Below are 17,814 nucleotides of genomic sequence, written 5' to 3' on the forward strand. Positions count from 1 at the left end.
ATCCTGCGGGCCGAGGCGCCGGAGGGAGTGGCGGCCTCGACCCGCAGGGGGTGGAGCAGCTCGTCGGGCCGAGCGCTCCGTCGTCAGGGCCGGGTCAGCCCTTGATCTCCTGCCACGCCTGCGTCCACGCGGCGTAGTCGGTGCACTTCACGTCGGTGCGTCCGTCGAGGCACTTCTCGATCGGCGTCGACCAGTACCAGATCTGCGACGCGTAGTCGGCGTCGCCAGCGTGGTACGCCTCGCAGTCCTCGCGGTACTCGCACGCCTCATCGCTCGAGGGCGCCTCGCCGAAGTACGACGTGGCCGCCGCGTTCGCCTCGGGGCTCGCGATGTAGTCGAGCCACGCGTAGGCGCAGTTCGGATTCTTCGCCTTCGACGAGATCATCCACGTGTCCGACCAACCGGTGGTGCCCTCGTCGGGGAGCACGACCTCGGTGGGGGCACCCGATGCGGCGAGTCCGTTCTGCGTGACCTGCCACGTCGTGCCGACGACCGAGTCGCCGGTCTCGAAGGCCTGGGTCTGCTTGAGGTAGTCCGACCAGTACTCGCCGATGCTGGCGCGCTGCTCCTTCAGGAGGTCGACGGCCGCGGCGAGCTGCTCCTCGTCGAGGGAGTAGGGGTTCTCGATGCCGAGCTCGGGGTTGTGCGCCATGAGGTACACCGCGGCATCCGCGATGTAGATCGGGGAGTCGTAGGCCGTGACCTTGCCCGCGTTCTCGCTCGCCTTGTCGAACACGACGTCCCACGAGGTGGGGGCGGTCGGGAAGACCTCCGTGTTGTACATGAGGAGGTTCGCTCCGTAGCCGTGCGGCACGCCGTAGGGGACCCCGTCGACCGAGTTCCACGACTGGTCCTTGAGGAAGTCGTAGACGTTGGCGTAGTTCGGGATGAGGTCGGTGTTCACCGGCGCGACGTCGCCCGCGGCGACGAGGCGGAGCGACGCGTCGCCCGACGCCGACACCACGTCGTAGTCGCCCGTCTTCATGAGGCTCAGCGCCTCGTCGGAGGTGCCGAAGGTCTTCGCCGTGACCTTGCAGCCGGTGTCCTCCTCGAAGGGGGTGACCCAGTCGACGGCCGGGTCGTTCGAGCCGTCCTCGACGTAGCCGGGCCACGCGAGCAGCGAGACCTGGCCCTCCATGTCGCCGAGCTCGGTGGCGGCCTCGCCGCCTCCGGAGCCGCCCGCCTGGGTGGTGCCGCATGCCGAGAGCAACGCGACCGATGCGATCGCGAGCCCGACGGTGGCGCCGCGGCGGGCCGTGCGCGGAATCCGCTTCATGGTTCTCTCCTCTTCTTCGGGTGATGCCGTGTGGTGGTGGTGGTGGTGCTGGTCGGTGGTGATGCCGTGTGGCGGTGGTCTGGTCGGTGCCGGTCGGGCGGATGCCGCGGCCGGGCGGATGCCTCAGCCGGAGATGCCCGGCAGCACCTCGGTGCCGAGGTGCACGACGTCGTCGGCGTGCCACGAGACCACGACGCGATCGCCGCGCTCGTCGTCGTGGATGCGATCGCGGTCGTTCTGCTCGAGCACGGTCACGCGCGTGCCGTCGTCGAGGTCGACGACGAGGCGCACGCCGCTGCCGAGGTAGATCGCCTCCACGACCGTGCCCGGCAGGTTCACGACGCCCTCCCCGGCAAGCCCGTCGCGGGTGACGGTCATCTTCTCGGGGCGCACCGAGTGGTGGCCCTCCCGCCCGAGCAGGTCGCGCGAGCGGTCGGCGTCGAACAGGTTGGAGGTGCCGACGAAGTCGGCGACGAACCGCGAGCTGGGCCGCTCGTAGAGCTCGGCGGGAGTGCCGAGCTGCTCGATGCGACCGTCGTTGAAGACCGCGATGCGGTCGGAGAGGGTGAGCGCCTCCTCCTGGTCGTGCGTCACGAAGATGAACGTGATGCCGAGGTCGCGCTGGATTTCCTTGAGCTCGACTTGCATCTGCTCGCGGAGCTTCAGGTCGAGGGCGCCGAGCGGCTCGTCGAGCAGGAGCACCTTCGGCTGCACGACCGTGGCCCGGGCGAGGGCGATGCGCTGCCGCTGGCCGCCCGAGAGCTGCGAGGGCTTGCGAGCCGCCATCTGCTCGAGCCGCACCGAGGCCAGTGCCCGCATGGCGCGGTCGTTGCGCTCCCTGCGGCCGAGTCCGCGCACGCGCAGCCCGTAGGCCACGTTGTCGAGCACGCTCATGTGCGGGAACAGCGCGTAGTCCTGGAACACCGTGTTGACGTCGCGGTCGAACGGGGCGCGCTTGGTGACGTCCTGGCCGAAGAGCTCGATGGTGCCGGCGGTCGGCTGCTCGAAGCCGGCGATGAGACGCAGCACCGTCGTCTTGCCCGACCCCGACGGGCCCAGCATGGAGAAGAACTCGCCGGCGCCGATCTCGAGGTCGACGTGGTCGACGGCGGTGACGGCGCCGAACTCCTTCGTGAGCCCGGTCAGCCGAATGGCCGGCTGCTGGTCGGTCATGACGTCTCCTTCGATGTGCGTGATTCAAATCATATGGATCCAGATGCTTTCCGCCAGACCCGCGTGTTACGGTCGTGTCACAGTTCCGACGACGGGCCGGAACGCCGTCGTGACGCATGCCGGGAGGTCGGATGCCGCAGGCCACGGGCCGCGCCGACGCCACGCGCGCGGTCGTCTTCTCACCGCTCGACGGCGCGGGCCGCGCGGAGCTCGTCGAGCAGCGCCTCACCGACGCGATCGTCGCGGGCGTGCTCCGCGACGGCGAGCGCCTGCCGAGCGAATCCGAGCTCGCACGCAGCCTCGGCGTGGCCGTCGTCACCGCCCGCGAGGCGCTCGTCGCGCTGCGCGACAAGGGCCTCGTGCAGACCCGGCGCGGACGCGACGGCGGCAGCTTCATCACCCACGACCGGGATGCGGCGATGCGCATGATCGACGAGCGCGTGCGCTCGCTCAGCCGCATCGAGTTGCGCGACCTGTCGCTCCACTACGCCGCGATCGCGGGCATGGCCGCCGAGGTCGCGGCCGACCGCGCGAGCGAGGACGACCTCGCCAGCCTCGTCGAGGTCGACGCCCGCGCCGACCTGACCACCCCGGGCGGCGCGCGGCGCGCGGTCGGACGATTCCAGCTCGAGATCGCGGCGGTCAGCCAGTCCCCGCGGCTGGTGCACGAGGAGCTGCGCCTGCAGGCCGAGGCCGGGCCCTTGCTCTGGCTGTGCCTGAGGGAGCAGGATTCTCGTGACCGCAGTCGCACCGCTCGCCTCGAGGTCATCCAGGCGATCCGCACCGTGCAACCCGAACGTGCACGACGCGCGACCACCGAGCACATCGCCTCGGCCGTCGAGTGGCTCATCGACGAGAAGGTGCGCCTCGAGCAGGCGAGCCCGTCCCACGCCGAGACGCCGGCGGCCGAGGCATCCGCGGTCGCAGCACCCGCGGTCGCATCATCGGAAGGAGCGAGGCCATGAGCGTCACCGTCGACGTCGCCGCCGAGCACATCGCACGGCGCATCGCCTCCACGATCGACCCCGTCTTCGCCATGATCGACGGGTGGCGCGACGTGCTCGAGCGAGAGCTGTCGGGCCCGCTGGCCGGCGCCCTCACCGGCTCCACCGAGCCCACCGCCGAGACCCTCGACCCGATCGTGGCCGCCCTCGTGAGCACCGAGCTCGAGCGCGACGGCACCCTCATCACGGGCGCTGGGTTCGTCGCCGCGCCGGGCTTCCTCGCGGACGCGCCCTGGCATCTGGCGTGGTGGCTGAGCGGCTCGAACACCTTCGGCGCCGGCCCCGACCCGAAGCTCCGCCGCCTCGAGGCGGTGAGCGACCCCGACTCCGAGCAGTTCCGCGATTACACGACCCTCGAGTGGTGGCGCGTCCCCGCTCGCACGGGCAGCCGGCACCTCACCGGTCCCTACGTCGACTACCTGTGCACCGACGACTACACCGTGACCATCACGACGCCAGTGCGCGTCGACGGCGAGATGGTCGGACTCATCGGCACCGACCTGTACGTCGCCCGCCTCGAGCAGGTGCTGCTCCCGGTCATCCGCGAGTCGGGGCATCCGTGCACCCTCGTGAACGCGTCGGGCCGCATCGTCGCCTCGACCGACGCCAGGCGCGCGACCGGCGCCCTGCTGCGACTGGAGGGACTCCCCGAGGCGCTCACCCCGCTGCGTGACGCGGTCGCCGTGACGGATGCCGCGAGCCTGCCGGGCGGCGAAGCCGTGCTGCCGTGCGGCGACACGTCGCTGGCCCTCGTGCTCGAGGCCTGAGATCCCGGGCCCGGTCCGGCCGGGCAGGTTGCGCCGCGCTGGTCAGGCGAGGTCGTCGCCCTCGGTCAGCGCGCGGATCGCCCCGGGCTCGGCCCCCGCGGCCAGCAGCCGATCGGTGAGCGCACGCCGGGCACGGAGGTAGGGCTCCCGGGATCCCGAGAGCACCGACCGCGCGTTCGCACCGTCGAGCAGTGCGGTCGCCTCGAACGCCAGCTGCGCGGCATCCGCGTGGCCGTCGAGCTCGCCGGCATCGATCGCATAGCCGATCGCGACCTCGAGGTAGCTGCCCCAGCTGTCGAAGGCCTGCGCGACCGCATCGTGCACGGGCCCCGTCTTCGCGTCGAGGTCGGCGGCGGCGGCCGCGAAGAAGCACCCGCCGGGGAAGACGCGGTCGCGGGAGTAGGCGATCCACAGGTCGAGGAGCAGGGCGATGCGACGGATGCCGCGTGGCTCGACCCGCGCCGGTTCGAGCACGGCCTCGCGGAACCGCTGGGTGGCGGCCTCCACCGTCGCGAGCTGGAGGCGCTCCTTCGTGCCGAACAGCGTGGCGACGCCGCTCTTGCTCACGTCGGCGGCCGCGGCGAGGCGCCCGATCGAGAGGCCGTCGAGTCCGTCGATGGACGCGAGGTCGGCGGCGCGCTCGAGCACGATGCGTCGCGAAGCGTCGCCGCGCACCCGCCGGCCGTCGATATCGTTCATGGGCTTCAGTTTACGCACGATCGTTCGTATAGTGTAAGTACGATCGTTCGTACTCATTCATCGGATGCCGCACCGGGCACCATTCTGGAGGCCGACATGCACCCCGCCACCACCGCACTCGTCGCCGCCGTGCGTGCGGCCGATCGCGTCTCTCCCGCCCTCGCCGGGCGACTCGCGCTGCCCCTGTTCCGACGGGTCGGGCCGCCGCTGCCCGTGCGGCCGACCGACCGGGCCGTGCACGAGCACGCCGATCGCGGCACGATCTCCGTGCGCGGCCGCTCGATCACGACGTATTCGTGGGGGCACGGGCCCGAGACCGTGCTGGTCGTGCACGGCTGGCGCGGCCGCGCCTCGCAGTTCGGCCCGATCGTGCGCGAGCTTCGCGCCGCCGGCTACCGGGTGGTCGGCTTCGACGCGCCCGCCAACGGCGACTCCGACGGACGCCGCACCGACATCCGCGACTACCTGGGTGCCATCGACGAGCTCCAGCACCGTCACGGCATGTTCCGCACGGTGATCGGGCACTCGTTCGGCGCGCTCGCGGCGCTCACCGCCGTGCACGAGGGCACTGCTGCCGGGGGCGTGGTGGCGATCGCCGGCATGGCCGACGCGCGCTTCCTCGTCGACTCGTTCGCCGCGCGGGTCGGCGTCGGCCCCGCGACCGCAGGCGTGCTGGCCGGGCGGTTCGCCCGTCGGGTGCTGCCCGACGTGCCCGACGTCTACGCCAGGTTCGACGCGGTGCGGCATCCGCTGCCCGCCGGAGTGCCGCTGCTGCTCGTGCACGATCGCACCGACCGCGAGGTGCCCGTCGCCGAGTCGGAGCGCCTGCACGCCGCGCACGGCGAGCACTCACGCCTCGTGGTCACCGAGGGCGCGGGACACTCCATGGTGCTCGGCGCCGACGCGACGCTCGACGCGGTCACCGCGTTCACGGTGGGCGGCCTGTCCGCGTTCGACCGGCTGCGCGCCGAGGGCGTGCCGGCCGCCTCCGCCTGACGCGCCGGGCGCCGCGGGAGGAGATCGGCCACACCGGAGGTCGTCACGCCGCACGGGTACCTCCCCCTGCGCGGATCCCTCCCGTGGCGGAGGCGCCGCCCCCATCCACCCCGCACGGCAGCTCGGCGCCGCCCGTGCACCCCTGCACGCGCCGGTGGTTCAGGCGATCGTCCGGGATTCAGGCGGTTTCCGCCCGAATCGGCCTGAGCGGCGGCCGTTTGCCTGAGGGGCGCTCGCGCACCCCGCTCGAACCGACTCCCGCGGGAGGAGATCCGCGCCGCGGGAGGTCGCCACGTCGCGCGGGCACCTCCGCTCGTGCGGATCTACTCCGTGGGGCATGCGGCCCCGACGCCACCAGGCGCGGCGAGCACGCCCGGCCCAGCCACGCGACGGCGAGACCCCCGGCACCAGCGCGGCCCGGTCACGCGACGTCGCCGGGGTGCGGCGGGCCGCCCCGATTTGCGACGATGGGGGCATGGCCGCTCGCACCCCTGCCCTCGTGGGCATCTCGCACGGCACCTCGTCCGACGAAGGCCGCCGTGCGGTGCGCGGGCTGCACGACGCGGTCGCCGCGGCGGTGGTGCAGCGGCATCCGGATGCCCCGCCGAGCGTGCGGCTCGGACACGTCGACGTCGAACAGCCCGACGTCGCCGCCACGCTCGCCTCGCTCGAGCCCGACGAGCCCGCGGTCGTCGTGCCGCTGCTGCTGTCGGCCGGGTACCACGTGTACGTCGACCTCACCGAGGCGGTCGACCACCAGAACGAGCAGGGCGGGCGGACGGTCGTGCTCGCCGGCGCCCTCGGCCCCGACGACCGGCTCGCGACGGTGCTGCTGCGGCGGCTCGAAGAAGCGGGACTCCGCGACGACGACCGGATCGTGCTCGCCGTCGCCGGGTCGAGCGACCGGCGTGCGGTCGTCGACTGCCTCGACATGGCGAAGCGGCTCGCCGCGGCATCCGGACGCGCGGTCACGGCGGGGTTCCTCTCGGCCGCCCAGCCGCGCCTGCCCGAGGCGGTCGCGATGGCCCGAGCGGATGCCGCCGCCGACGGCGCCCGGGTCGTGGTCGCGAACTACCTGCTCGCCCCCGGCTACTTCGACGACCTCGCCCGCGCGGCCGGCGCCGACGTGACCGCACGCCCGCTGCTCGTGGAGGACGAACCCGCACCCGCCGAGCTCGTGGAGATCGTGCTCGACCGCCACGCCGCGGCGTCCGCCCGCCTGGCCTGATCGGCGACCCGCGCACCCGCGCACCCGCGCCACGCGGCATCCGTCGCCCTCTACCGTCCACCGACGCCCTGCAACCGCCTGTGTCGAAACACGACGTCGTGTGACGCAATGCGACACGGCATGACCGGGCATGACACGCGCCCTGTCGGATGCCGCCGACCTCGCCTAGCTTCGACCGGACACCCCACCTGAAGCGCACTGCCCCAGGTGTGCTGCGCCGGACGAGGAGAGGAGACGCCGATGACCACACCGACGACGACGGATGCCGCGCCCGCCCGCTCGGACGCCGGCGAGCGCCCCGCCCGCGCCGAGCGCGCAGACCGTACCGCCCGCGCCGACAGCCCCGCACGCCCGCCGCGTCCCGCCTCGCGCCCGCACGGGCAGTGGAAGGTCGACGGCACGGCCCCGCTCAACGCCAACGAGGCGTGGAAGCAGGAGGACGGCGGCCTCGCCGTGCGCGAGCGCATCGAGTCGACCTACGCCGCCGGCGGCTTCGCGAGCATCGACCCCACCGACCTGCACGGCCGATTCCGCTGGTGGGGGCTCTACACGCAGCGCAAGCCGGGCATCGACGGCGGCAAGACCGCGACGCTCGAGCCGCACGAGCTCGAGGACGAGTACTTCATGCTCCGCGTCCGCATCGACGGCGGGCAGCTCACGACCGAGCAGCTGCGGGTGATCGGCGGCATCTCGACCGAGTTCGGCCGCGACACCGCCGACCTCACCGACCGGCAGAACATTCAGCTGCACTGGGTGCGCGTCGAGGACGTGCCCGAGATTTGGCGTCGCCTCGAAGCCGTCGGGCTCGGCACCACCGAGGCGTGCGGCGACGTGCCGCGCGTCGTGCTCGGCTCGCCGGTCGCGGGCATCGCCGCCGACGAGCTCATCGACCCGACGCCGTCGATCGACGAGATCACCGCCCGCTACATCGGCGACCCCGAGCTCGCGAACCTGCCGCGCAAGTTCAAGACGGCGATCACGGGCCACCCGAGCCAGGACGTCGTGCACGAGATCAACGACGTCGCGTTCGTCGCGGTCGACCACCCGGAACTCGGCATCGGCTACGACCTCTGGGTCGGCGGCGGCCTCTCGACGGCGGCCCACCTCGCCGTGCGCCTCGGCGCCTGGGTGGCGCCCGAGCAGGTGCCCGACGTGTGGCTCGGCGTCACGTCGATCTTCCGCGACTACGGCTACCGGCGCCTCCGCAACAAGGCTCGCCTGAAGTACCTCGTGGCCGACTGGGGCGCCGAGAAGTTCCGCGAGGTGCTCGAGACCGAGTACCTCGGCGCACCCCTCCCCGACGGACCGCCCGCGCCGAAGCCCCTCACGCAGGGCGACCACGTCGGCGTGCACCGCCAGAAGGACGGACGCTTCTACATCGGCGTCACCCCGTTCGTCGGGCGCGTCTCGGGATCGATCCTCACCGCCATCGCCGACGTGCTCGAGCGGCACGGGTCCACCCGCCTGCGCACGACGCCGCACCAGAAGCTCGTGCTCCTCGACATCGAGGAGGCCGAGGTCGAGCAGGTCATCGCCGAGCTCGACGCCATCGGGCTGCAGGCTCGCCCGAGCCTCATCCGCCGCGGCACGATCGCGTGCACGGGCATCGAGTTCTGCAAGCTCGCGATCGTCGAGACGAAGCAGACGGCCACGAACGCCGTCATCGCACTCGAGGAGCGACTCGCCGGCATCGACCTGCCGCACCCGATCAGCCTGCACGTGAACGGATGCCCCAACTCCTGCGCCCGCATCCAGACCGCGGACATCGGGCTGAAGGGCCAGCTCCTCCCCGACGGCGACGGCGGACAGACTCCGGGCTTCCAGGTGCACCTCGGCGGCGGCCTCGCCTCCGCCACCCGCGAGGAGGCCGGCACCGGTCGCACCGTGCGCGGCCTCAAGGTCACCGCCGACGGCCTCGCCGACTACGTCGAGCGCGTCGTGCGCCGCTTCCTCGCCGAGCGCGAGGCGGCCTCCGACGAGACGTTCGCCGAGTGGGCGCACCGAGCCGACGAGGAGGCCCTGCAATGAGCGTGTCCCTCGCACCGCGGGCCGCGACCCTGCGGTCGCACGAAGAGCTGCGCGCCCTGGCCGAGGCGGGCAACGCCGACCTCGGCAGCCTCACCGACCACGAGGCATCCGCCGCCGCGGTCATCGCCTGGGTGGCCCGCAATTTCTCGCCGGATGCCGCGGCCGTCGCCTGCTCGATGGCCGACGCCGTGCTGCCGCACGTGGTCGCCGCCGACCTGCCGGGCGTCGACGTGCTGTTCCTCGACACGGGGTACCACTTCACCGAGACCTACGTGACGCGCGACGAGGTCGCCCGCGCCCTCGACGTGCGCGTGGTCGACGTGCTGCCCGAGCAGACCGTGGCCCAGCAGGACGCCGAGTACGGGGCGCAGCTGTTCTCGCGCGACCCGGCGCAGTGCTGCGCGCTTCGCAAGGTCGCGCCGCTGCAGCAGGCGCTCTCGGGCTACGAGGTGTGGTTCACGGGCGTGCGCCGCGAGGAGGCGCCGACCCGCACGAACACCCCGCTCGTGCAGTGGGACGAGCGCAACGGCCTCGTGAAGGTGAACCCGCTGGCGGCGTGGACCTTCGACGAGCTCCTCGACCACGCGGGCGCGCACCAGGTGCCCGTGAACCTCCTGATGTCGCACGGCTACCCCTCGATCGGCTGCGAACCGTGCACGAAGCCCGTCGCCGCGGGCGAGGACCCGAGGTCGGGCCGTTGGGCCGGCCTCGCCAAGACGGAATGCGGGCTGCACCTATGAGCGTCACCGACACCCTGGCCCGGGGCACGCGCCTCGACGCGCTGGACACCCTCGAGGCCGAGTCGATCCACATCATCCGCGAGGTCGTCGCCGAGTTCGAGCGCCCCGTGCTGCTCTTCTCGGGCGGCAAGGACTCCGTGGTGGTGCTGCACCTCGCCGCCAAGGCGTTCTGGCCGGCCAAGGTGCCGTTCCCGGTGCTGCACGTCGACACGGGCCACAACTTCCCCGAGGTCATCGACTTCCGCGACCGCACGGTCGAGCGCCTGGGCCTGCGCCTCGAGGTCGCCGCCGTGCAGGACTACCTCGACGACGGCCGGCTGCAGGAGCGCGCCGACGGCACCCGCAACCCGCTGCAGACGCAGCCCCTGCTCGACGCCATCGCCGCCGGCCGCCACGACGCCGTCTTCGGCGGCGCCCGCCGCGACGAGGACAAGGCCCGGGCGAAGGAGCGCATCCTGAGCCTGCGCGACGAGTTCGGCCAGTGGGACCCGCGCAACCAGCGCCCCGAGCTCTGGGACCTCTACAATGGCCGGCACACCGTCGGCCAGCACGTGCGGGCCTTCCCGATCTCGAACTGGACCGAGCTCGACGTGTGGCGCTATATCGAGCGCGAGGGCATCGAGCTCCCGCCGCTCTACTACGCGCACGAGCGCGAGGTGTACCGGCGCGACGGCATGTGGCGCGCGGTGTCGGATGTCTCGCCGGCCCGGGCCGACGAGGTCGTCGAGCGTCGCACGGTTCGATACCGCACGGTCGGCGACATGAGCTGCACCGGCGCGGTCGAGTCGGCCGCGGCATCCGTCGCCGACGTCGTCGCCGAGGTGGCCACGTCGACCCTCACCGAGCGCGGCGCGACCCGGGCCGACGACCGCATCTCGGAGGCCGCCATGGAGGACCGCAAGAAGGACGGGTACTTCTGATGAGCGACGCACTGACTGGCGCCCTGGGCGACGCACGAAGCGATGCGCGCGTGAGCGACGCACTCTTCCGCTTCGCGACCGCAGGCTCCGTCGACGACGGCAAGTCGACCCTCGTCGGCCGCCTGCTGCACGACTCGAAGGCGATCCTCGCCGACCAGCTCGAGTCGGTGGCCCGCACGTCGGCCGAACGCGGCTTCGGCGGCGAGCCCGGCGCGATCGACTTCGCCCTCCTCACCGACGGCCTGCGCGCCGAGCGCGAGCAGGGCATCACGATCGACGTGGCCTACCGCTACTTCTCGACCGGTCGCCGGTCGTTCATCCTCGCCGACTGCCCCGGCCACGTGCAGTACACGCGCAACATGGTGACCGGCGCGACCACGGCCGACGCGGTCGTCGTGCTCGTCGACGCCCGCAACGGCGTGCTCGAGCAGACCCGCCGCCACCTCGCCGTGGTGCAGCTGCTGCGGGTGCCGCACGTCATCGTCGCGGTGAACAAGATCGACCTGCTCGGCTACTCCGAGGCGGCGTTCGTATCGGTCGCCGACGAGGTGACGACCCTCACGCGCGAGCTCGGCCTGCCCGAGGCGCACGTCATCCCCGTGTCGGCCCTGGCCGGCGACAACGTCGTCGACCGCTCGGCGAACACGCCGTGGTACGACGGCCCGAGCCTGCTCGAGCTCCTCGAGACCCTGCCGTCGGTCGACGAGCTCGAGACCGAGCTCGAGGCACTGCGGATGCCGGTGCAGCTCGTCATCCGGCCGCAGGGCGCCCTGGCACCCGACGTGGCCGACCCCGAACGCTTCCGCGACTACCGCGCCTTCGCCGGACGCATCGCCTCCGGCACCGTGCGCGTCGGCGACCGCGTGCAGGTGTTCCCGGGCGGCGCGAGCACGACCGTGACGGGCATCGACGCGGGCCCGCGTGAGCTCGACGCGGCATCCGCCCCGCAGTCGGTGTCGCTGCGGCTCGCCGACCAGCTCGACGCCGCCCGCGGTGCCGTCGTGGTGGCGGCCGGTGCGCTGCCCGAGCCGCGTCGCGAGCTCGACGCCGCGCTGTTCTGGCTCGGCGCCCAGCCGCTGCGGCCCGGCGCCCGCGTGCTCGTGAAGTCGGGCACCAGCACGGTGCAGGCCCTCGTGCCCGAGATCGTGGGCCGCCGCGACCTCGACTCGCTCGCCCTCGAGCCCGCCGACGGCCTCGCCGTCAACGACATCGGCCAGGTGCGCGTGCGCCTCGCGGCCGAACTGCCCGTCGAGGAGTACGCCGCGCACCGTCGCGCCGGCGCGTTCCTCGTCATCGACCCGCAGTCGGGCGCCACGCTCGCTGCCGGAATCGTCACCGCACCGGTGACGCCGGCCACCGGCGACGCCGGCAGCACCAGCACCACCCGCACAACCACCGACACCGAAGGAGTAGCAGCATGACCGCAACCTCACGCGCCCGTTCCCGCCTCGGCCTGGTCGCGGGCATGATGCTCGCGGCCGCCATCGTCACCACGGCGGTGCTCGCGCTGAGCGGCTGCGCCCCGCAGTCCGCGGCGGGTGAGACGGCGGCGGCGGATGCCTCGGCGTCGACCACTCCCGCAGAGGAGCTGCGCCTCGGCTACTTCGCGAACGTCACGCACGCCCCTGCGCTCGTGGGACTGCAGGAGGGCCTGTTCGCCGACGCGCTCGGCGAAACCAAGCTGACGACGCAGGTGTTCAACGCCGGACCCGCCGCCATCGAGGCGCTCTCGGCCGGAGCCATCGACGCGACCTACATCGGGCCGAACCCGTCGATCAACACGTTCATCCAGTCGGGCGGGGAGTCGGCGCATGTCGTCGCCGGCGCGGCCACCGGCGGTGCGGCGCTCGTCGTGCGCGAGGGCATCGACTCGGCGAAGGACCTCGAGGGCACCACGCTCGCGTCGCCGCAGCTCGGCAACACGCAGGACGTGGCGCTGCGCTCGTGGCTCGCCGACGAGGGCTACACCACCGACACCACCGGCGGCGGCGACGTGCACATCACGCCCACCGAGAACGCGCAGACCCTCACCCTCTTCCAGCAGGGCGGCCTCGACGGCGCCTGGCTGCCCGAGCCCTGGGTCTCCCGCCTCCTCGCCGACGGCGGCCGCGGCGCGCACGTGCTCGTCGACGAGGCCGACCTCTGGGACGACGGCGCGTTCCCCACGACCGTGCTGCTCGTGCGCGCGGACTTCCTCGAGGAGCACCCCGAGACCGTGAAGGCGCTGCTCGAGGGCCACGTGGCATCCGTCGCCTGGCTCGACGAGCACGCCGACGAGGCACCCGCGGTGATCAACGCCGCGCTCGAGGCCGACACCGGCAAGACCCTCGACGAGGCGGTCATCACCCGGGCGCTCGAGCACGTGACGTTCGGGGTGGACCCGCACGCCGAGACCTTCGAGACGCTCGTCGAGAACGGCCTCGAGGCGGGAACGCAGAAGGACGGCTCGATCGACGGGCTGTTCGACCTGCGCCTCCTCAACGAGCTGCTCGAGTCCGACGACGCCGAGCCGGTCTCCGCCGGCGGCCTCGGCGAGGAGTAGGAGCCACCCATGAGCGGGCAGACGGCCATCCGCATCGACCGGCTGGGCAAGCGCTTCGGCGCCGGCCCGCTGGTGCTCGACGACGTGAACCTGTCGATCGAGTCGGGCGAGTTCGTCTGCCTGCTCGGCGCCTCGGGCTGCGGCAAGTCCACGCTGCTCAACCTCATCGCGGGGCTGGATGCGCCGACCAGCGGTTCGATCGATGTGCCCGCCGAGGGCGCCGCGGTGATGTTCCAGGAGTCGGCGCTCATGCCGTGGCTGACCGCCAGGCAGAATGTCGAGCTCGCGCTGCGCCTCCGGGGCGTGCCGCGCACCGCCCGCCGGGGCGAGGCACTCGAGCTGCTCGACGTCGTCAACCTCGCGGATGCCGCGGAGAAGCGCCCGCACGAGCTGTCGGGCGGCATGCGACAGCGCGTCGCCCTCGCCCGCGCCCTCGCCCAGGACCGGCCCGTGCTCCTCATGGACGAGCCGTTCGCCGCGCTCGACGCGATCACGCGCGACCTGCTCCACGAGGAGTTGGAGCGCGTGTGGCGCCGGACCGGCCGCACGATCGTGTTCGTCACGCACAACGTGCGCGAGGCGGCGCGGCTGGGCCAGCGCGTGGTGCTGCTCTCCAGCCGCCCCGGTCGGGTAGCCGGCGAGTGGCGCATCGCCGAGACCGCCGGCCGACGCATCGAGTCGCCCGAGGTCGCGGCGCTCTCGATCGAGATCACCGAGCAGCTCCGGAAGGAGATCCGCCGAAATGCCGCATGACGCCACTCTCCTCGACGAGCGCGAGGCCGCCGCCCGCGCGGCCGCCGCCCGCGCCGCCGCCGCGGCGGCGACCGACTCCGAGCGCGCGCCCGCGGCATCCGCTCACGATGCCCGTGAGCACCACGACGACCTGCGCAGCCTCGAGGCCGGACTCGACCGCCTGCAGACCTCCCCCGAGCGCGCACAGAGCGCCTGGCGCCGCTTCACCACGAGCGTGCTGCCGCCCATCCTCTTCGTGGTCGCCCTCATCGCCGCGTGGCAGCTCTACGTGGTGATCGCCCAGCCGCGCCCCGACATCGTGCCCGGCCCGGTCGACGTGTTCAACGCGATGCTCGCCGGCTGGGAGTCCGGTCGCCTGCAGCTCGCCGTGATCACGAGCCTCGAGCGCGGCGTCGTCGGCTTCCTCATCGCCGTCATCGTCGGCACGCCCCTCGGGCTGCTCCTCGCCGAGGTGAAGCCGCTGCGCCGAGCTATCGGCCCCATCATCTCGGGCCTGCAGGTGCTGCCGTCGGTCGCGTGGGTGCCGGCCGCGATTCTCTGGTTCGGGCTGACGGATGCCACGGTGTACTTCGTCGTGCTCATGGGCGCGACGCCCTCCATCGTGAACGGCCTCATCGCGGGCGTCGAGCAGGTGCCGCCGCAGCTCCGCCGCGTGGGCACGGTGCTCGGCGCCAACCGCACGCGGCTCGCCACCCTCGTGGTGCTCCCCGCGGCGCTGCCGGGCTACGTCGCGGGCCTCAAGCAGGGCTGGGCGTTCTCGTGGCGCTCGCTCATGGCCGCCGAGATCATCGCCGTCGGCGGCACGATCGGCTTCGGGCTCGGCTCGATGCTGCAGCAGAGCCGGGAGCTCGCCGACATCGGCGGCGTGCTCGCGACGGTGCTCGTGATCCTGTTCATCGGCATCCTCATCGAGCTCGTCTTCTTCGCCCCCCTCGAGCGACGGATGCTGCGCCGCCGGGGCCTGCTCCAGGGAGGCACGCGATGACCGCGCCCACGAACGACCGGGGCTCCGGCTCCCGCACCGCCACCGAGTGGGCGAAGTTGGCGGCAGCGCACCCCGCGTCATCGCCAACATCGCCCACTCGAGAGTCCGTCACCGGCCGCGTCACGCTCGTCGGGGCCGGACCCGGCGACTCCGGACTCCTCACGATCCGCGGGCTGCGTGCGCTCGAGGCCGCCGACGTCGTCGTCGCCGACCGGCTCGGCGCGCGCGGCGTGCTCGACGGACTCGCCGCCGAGGGCGTCGAGCTGCGCGCCGAGGTCGTCGACGTCGGCAAGCTGCCCGGTCATCACGCCGTTCCGCAGGACGCGATCAACGCGCTGCTGGTCACCCTCGCACGCGACGGCAAGCAGGTCGTGCGGCTCAAGGGCGGCGACCCGTTCATCTTCGGCCGCGGCGGCGAGGAGGTCGCCTTCTGCCGAGACGCCGGCGTCGACGTCGAGGTCGTGCCGGGCATCACCAGCGCCATCTCGGTACCGGCGATCGCGGGCATCCCGCTCACCCATCGCGGCCTCGCGACGACGTTCACCGTCGTCACCGGCCACGACCAGATCCAGTCGCTCGGCGGCGGACGCGACCACACCGTGGTGCTCCTCATGGGCATCGGCACGCTCGCGAACTCCGCGATCACGCTCGCCCGCGGCGAGCGCGGCGCCGACTGCCCCGTCGCGATCATCGAGGACGGCTACGGGCCGCGCCAGCGGGTCACGGTCGGCACGCTCGGCTCGATCGCACTGCAGGCGGCGCGACGCGGCATCCACTCGCCCGCGGTCGTCGTCGTCGGCGACGTCGTGACGTTGAGCCCCTACGCCCCCGCGGCGATCGGCGAGCACGCCGCCGCGCGCACCGCGCACTGAACTCCGACACACCGACCTCCCGGTCCCCCACCGAAAGGCCTTGCTGCCATGCCCCGTCATCTCCGCGTCGCGATCGTCGGCGCCGGCCCCGCCGGCATCTACGCCGGCAATATCCTCAACCGCCAGGTCACCGAGGCCGGCGGCGAGGTCGCGATCGACCTGTTCGAGTCGCTCCCCGCGCCCTACGGGCTGATCCGCTACGGCGTAGCGCCCGACCACCCGCGCATCAAGGGCATCGTCAACTCGCTGCACGAGATGCTCGACGCGGGTACCATCCGGCTCATCGGCAACGTCGAGGTCGGCCGCGACGTCACGGTCGACGAGCTGCGCGAGCGGTACGACGCCGTGGTCTTCGCGACCGGCGCGCTGAAGGACGCCCCGCTCGACATCCCGGGCATCGATCTTCCGGGCTCCTACGGCGCCGCCGACGTGGTCGCCTGGTACGACGGTCACCCCGACGTCCCGCGCGAGTGGGCCCTCGAGGCCGAGCAGATCGCCGTGATCGGCAACGGCAACGTCGCCCTCGACGTCGCGCGTGTGCTGGCGAAGCATCCGAAGGACCTGCTGTCGACGGATGTCCCGGCCAACGTCGTCGCGGGCCTCGAGGCGTCGCCCGTGACCGACGTGCACGTCTTCGGGCGCCGCGGCCCCACCCACGTGAAGTTCACGCCCATCGAGTTGCGCGAGCTCGGCGAGGTGCCCGACGTCGACGTGATCGTCTACGACGACGACTTCGAGCGCGCCGCCGGCGACCCGCACGCAGACCAGCTGCTCGCCTCGAACAACCAGGTCAAGGTCATGACCCGCACGCTGAACGGCTGGCGCAAGCCCGCCGACTGGGCGCCGACCGCGTCGCGTCGCCTGCACCTGCACTTCCTGCACGCCCCCGTCAAGGTGCTCGGCTCCGACCGCGTCGAGGGCGTGCGCTTCGAGCGCACCCGCCCGGTGGGCGACGGCTCGGTCGAGGGCACCGGCGAGTTCGTCGACGTGCCCGTGCAGGCGGTCTACCGCGCGGTCGGCTACGCGAGCTCGGCTCTGCCGGGCGTGCCGTTCGACGAGCATCGCGCGGTCATCCCCAACGACGGCGGCCGGGTGACGGATGCCGCGGGCGCGCCGATCCCAGGCGTCTACGCGACCGGCTGGATCAAGCGCGGCCCCGTGGGACTCATCGGGCACACGAAGGGCGACGCCCTCGAGACGATTACGAACCTGCTGTCGGATGCCGCGGCGGGCGCGCTGCCCGAGCCGACCGTGTCGGCGGGGCCCGACGGCGGCGAGGTGTTCGAGCTGCTCGAGGCCCGCGGCATCCGCTTCACGACCTGGGCCGGATGGCTCGAGCTCGACGCGCACGAGCGCGGCCTCGGTGAGGCGTGGGAGCCGGCGGATGCCGCGCACGCCGACATCGTTCGCGAGCGCGTGAAGGTCGTGCCGCGCGACGAGCAGGTGCAGATCTCGCGCGCCGGCGCACTGGTCGGCTCGTGACCTACGTCATCGCGCTGCCGTGCGTCGACGTCAAGGACCGCGCCTGCATCGACGAGTGCCCGGTCGACTGCATCTACGAGGGTGAGCGCTCGCTCTACATCCACCCCGACGAGTGCGTCGACTGCGGTGCGTGCGAGCCGGTCTGCCCGGTCGAGGCGATCTACTACGAGGACGACCTGCCCGACGTCTGGGCCGACTACTACAAGGCGAACGTCGAGTTCTTCGACGAGGTCGGCTCACCCGGCGGCGCCGCCAAGGTCGGCGCGCTCGACTTCGACCACCCGCTCGTGGCGGCGCTGCCGCCGCAGGTCGCCGCGCACTGATCCGCACGCCGCGCCGGGACCGCGCT

17 protein-coding genes are annotated in these 17,814 nt (G+C 72.8%); 14 read left to right on the top strand and 3 right to left on the bottom strand.

What is annotated here, in order from left to right; all coding sequences use genetic code 11:
- Window positions 1-94 precede the first annotated feature (94 nt).
- Window positions 95-1,276 carry an ABC transporter substrate-binding protein gene (locus AC1DZA_RS08525; RefSeq protein WP_476763919.1) on the bottom strand — a complete coding sequence of 394 codons (1,182 nt, stop codon included), beginning with the start codon at window positions 1,274-1,276 and terminating at the stop codon, window positions 95-97.
- Window positions 1,277-1,399: 123 nt separating this feature from the next.
- Complete coding sequence (locus AC1DZA_RS08530; RefSeq protein ID WP_476772423.1) at window positions 1,400-2,449, bottom strand: ABC transporter ATP-binding protein; 1,050 nt, start codon at window positions 2,447-2,449, stop codon at window positions 1,400-1,402.
- A 131-nt stretch (window positions 2,450-2,580) separates the two neighbouring features.
- Between AC1DZA_RS08530 and AC1DZA_RS08535 the strand changes: the two genes are divergently transcribed.
- On the top strand, window positions 2,581-3,414 hold the full coding sequence (locus AC1DZA_RS08535) for a FadR/GntR family transcriptional regulator (protein WP_476772424.1): 834 nt from the start codon (window positions 2,581-2,583) through the stop codon (window positions 3,412-3,414).
- Window positions 3,411-4,220 (top strand): PDC sensor domain-containing protein, encoded by an 810-nt coding sequence (locus AC1DZA_RS08540; RefSeq protein ID WP_476772425.1) that lies wholly within the window; start codon window positions 3,411-3,413, stop codon window positions 4,218-4,220. Before AC1DZA_RS08535 ends, AC1DZA_RS08540 begins: the two co-directional genes overlap by 4 nt.
- Before the next feature lie 42 nt (window positions 4,221-4,262).
- Here the strand turns inward: AC1DZA_RS08540 and AC1DZA_RS08545 are convergent, their stop codons facing one another.
- Window positions 4,263-4,919, bottom strand: coding sequence for a TetR/AcrR family transcriptional regulator (locus AC1DZA_RS08545; protein ID WP_476763578.1), 657 nt, complete (start codon window positions 4,917-4,919; stop codon window positions 4,263-4,265).
- 96 nt (window positions 4,920-5,015) lie between these two features.
- Between AC1DZA_RS08545 and AC1DZA_RS08550 the strand changes: the two genes are divergently transcribed.
- The 12 genes from AC1DZA_RS08550 (at window position 5,016) to fdxA (ending at window position 17,788) form a co-directional block, all read left to right on the top strand.
- Entirely contained in the window at window positions 5,016-5,915 is a 900-nt protein-coding gene (locus AC1DZA_RS08550; protein ID WP_476772426.1) for an alpha/beta hydrolase family protein, read from the top strand.
- A 475-nt stretch (window positions 5,916-6,390) separates the two neighbouring features.
- Window positions 6,391-7,143 carry a sirohydrochlorin chelatase gene (locus AC1DZA_RS08555; RefSeq protein WP_476772427.1) on the top strand — a complete coding sequence of 251 codons (753 nt, stop codon included), beginning with the start codon at window positions 6,391-6,393 and terminating at the stop codon, window positions 7,141-7,143.
- Window positions 7,144-7,383: 240 nt separating this feature from the next.
- The gene (locus AC1DZA_RS08560) at window positions 7,384-9,171 is read left to right on the top strand and encodes a nitrite/sulfite reductase (RefSeq protein WP_476772428.1); all 1,788 of its coding nucleotides are present in this window, start codon (window positions 7,384-7,386) and stop codon (window positions 9,169-9,171) included.
- The gene (locus AC1DZA_RS08565; RefSeq protein ID WP_476772429.1) at window positions 9,168-9,911 is read left to right on the top strand and encodes a phosphoadenylyl-sulfate reductase; all 744 of its coding nucleotides are present in this window, start codon (window positions 9,168-9,170) and stop codon (window positions 9,909-9,911) included. Before AC1DZA_RS08560 ends, AC1DZA_RS08565 begins: the two co-directional genes overlap by 4 nt.
- Window positions 9,908-10,831: a sulfate adenylyltransferase subunit CysD gene (gene cysD, locus AC1DZA_RS08570; RefSeq protein WP_476772430.1), complete on the top strand. Its 924-nt coding sequence runs from the start codon at window positions 9,908-9,910 to the stop codon at window positions 10,829-10,831. The genes AC1DZA_RS08565 and cysD overlap by 4 nt, the downstream gene beginning before the upstream one ends.
- 11 nt (window positions 10,832-10,842) lie before the next feature.
- A complete protein-coding gene (locus AC1DZA_RS08575) occupies window positions 10,843-12,252 on the top strand; it encodes a sulfate adenylyltransferase subunit 1 (protein WP_476772572.1) in 1,410 nt (469 codons plus the stop codon).
- Window positions 12,249-13,373, top strand: coding sequence for an ABC transporter substrate-binding protein (locus AC1DZA_RS08580; protein WP_476772431.1), 1,125 nt, complete (start codon window positions 12,249-12,251; stop codon window positions 13,371-13,373). The genes AC1DZA_RS08575 and AC1DZA_RS08580 overlap by 4 nt, the downstream gene beginning before the upstream one ends.
- A gap of 9 nt (window positions 13,374-13,382) precedes the next feature.
- On the top strand, window positions 13,383-14,126 hold the full coding sequence (locus AC1DZA_RS08585; protein ID WP_476772432.1) for an ABC transporter ATP-binding protein: 744 nt from the start codon (window positions 13,383-13,385) through the stop codon (window positions 14,124-14,126).
- Window positions 14,116-15,111 carry an ABC transporter permease gene (locus tag AC1DZA_RS08590; protein WP_476772433.1) on the top strand — a complete coding sequence of 332 codons (996 nt, stop codon included), beginning with the start codon at window positions 14,116-14,118 and terminating at the stop codon, window positions 15,109-15,111. The genes AC1DZA_RS08585 and AC1DZA_RS08590 overlap by 11 nt, the downstream gene beginning before the upstream one ends.
- Entirely contained in the window at window positions 15,108-15,983 is an 876-nt protein-coding gene (cobA, locus tag AC1DZA_RS08595; protein ID WP_476772434.1) for a uroporphyrinogen-III C-methyltransferase, read from the top strand. Before AC1DZA_RS08590 ends, cobA begins: the two co-directional genes overlap by 4 nt.
- Before the next feature lie 48 nt (window positions 15,984-16,031).
- Window positions 16,032-17,465 (top strand): FAD-dependent oxidoreductase, encoded by a 1,434-nt coding sequence (locus AC1DZA_RS08600; RefSeq protein ID WP_476761637.1) that lies wholly within the window; start codon window positions 16,032-16,034, stop codon window positions 17,463-17,465.
- Window positions 17,462-17,788 (top strand): ferredoxin, encoded by a 327-nt coding sequence (fdxA, locus tag AC1DZA_RS08605; RefSeq protein ID WP_159604961.1) that lies wholly within the window; start codon window positions 17,462-17,464, stop codon window positions 17,786-17,788. The genes AC1DZA_RS08600 and fdxA overlap by 4 nt, the downstream gene beginning before the upstream one ends.
- Window positions 17,789-17,814 lie beyond the last annotated feature (26 nt).

The sequence above is a fragment of the Agromyces sp. P2_B3 genome, assembly GCF_056404815.1.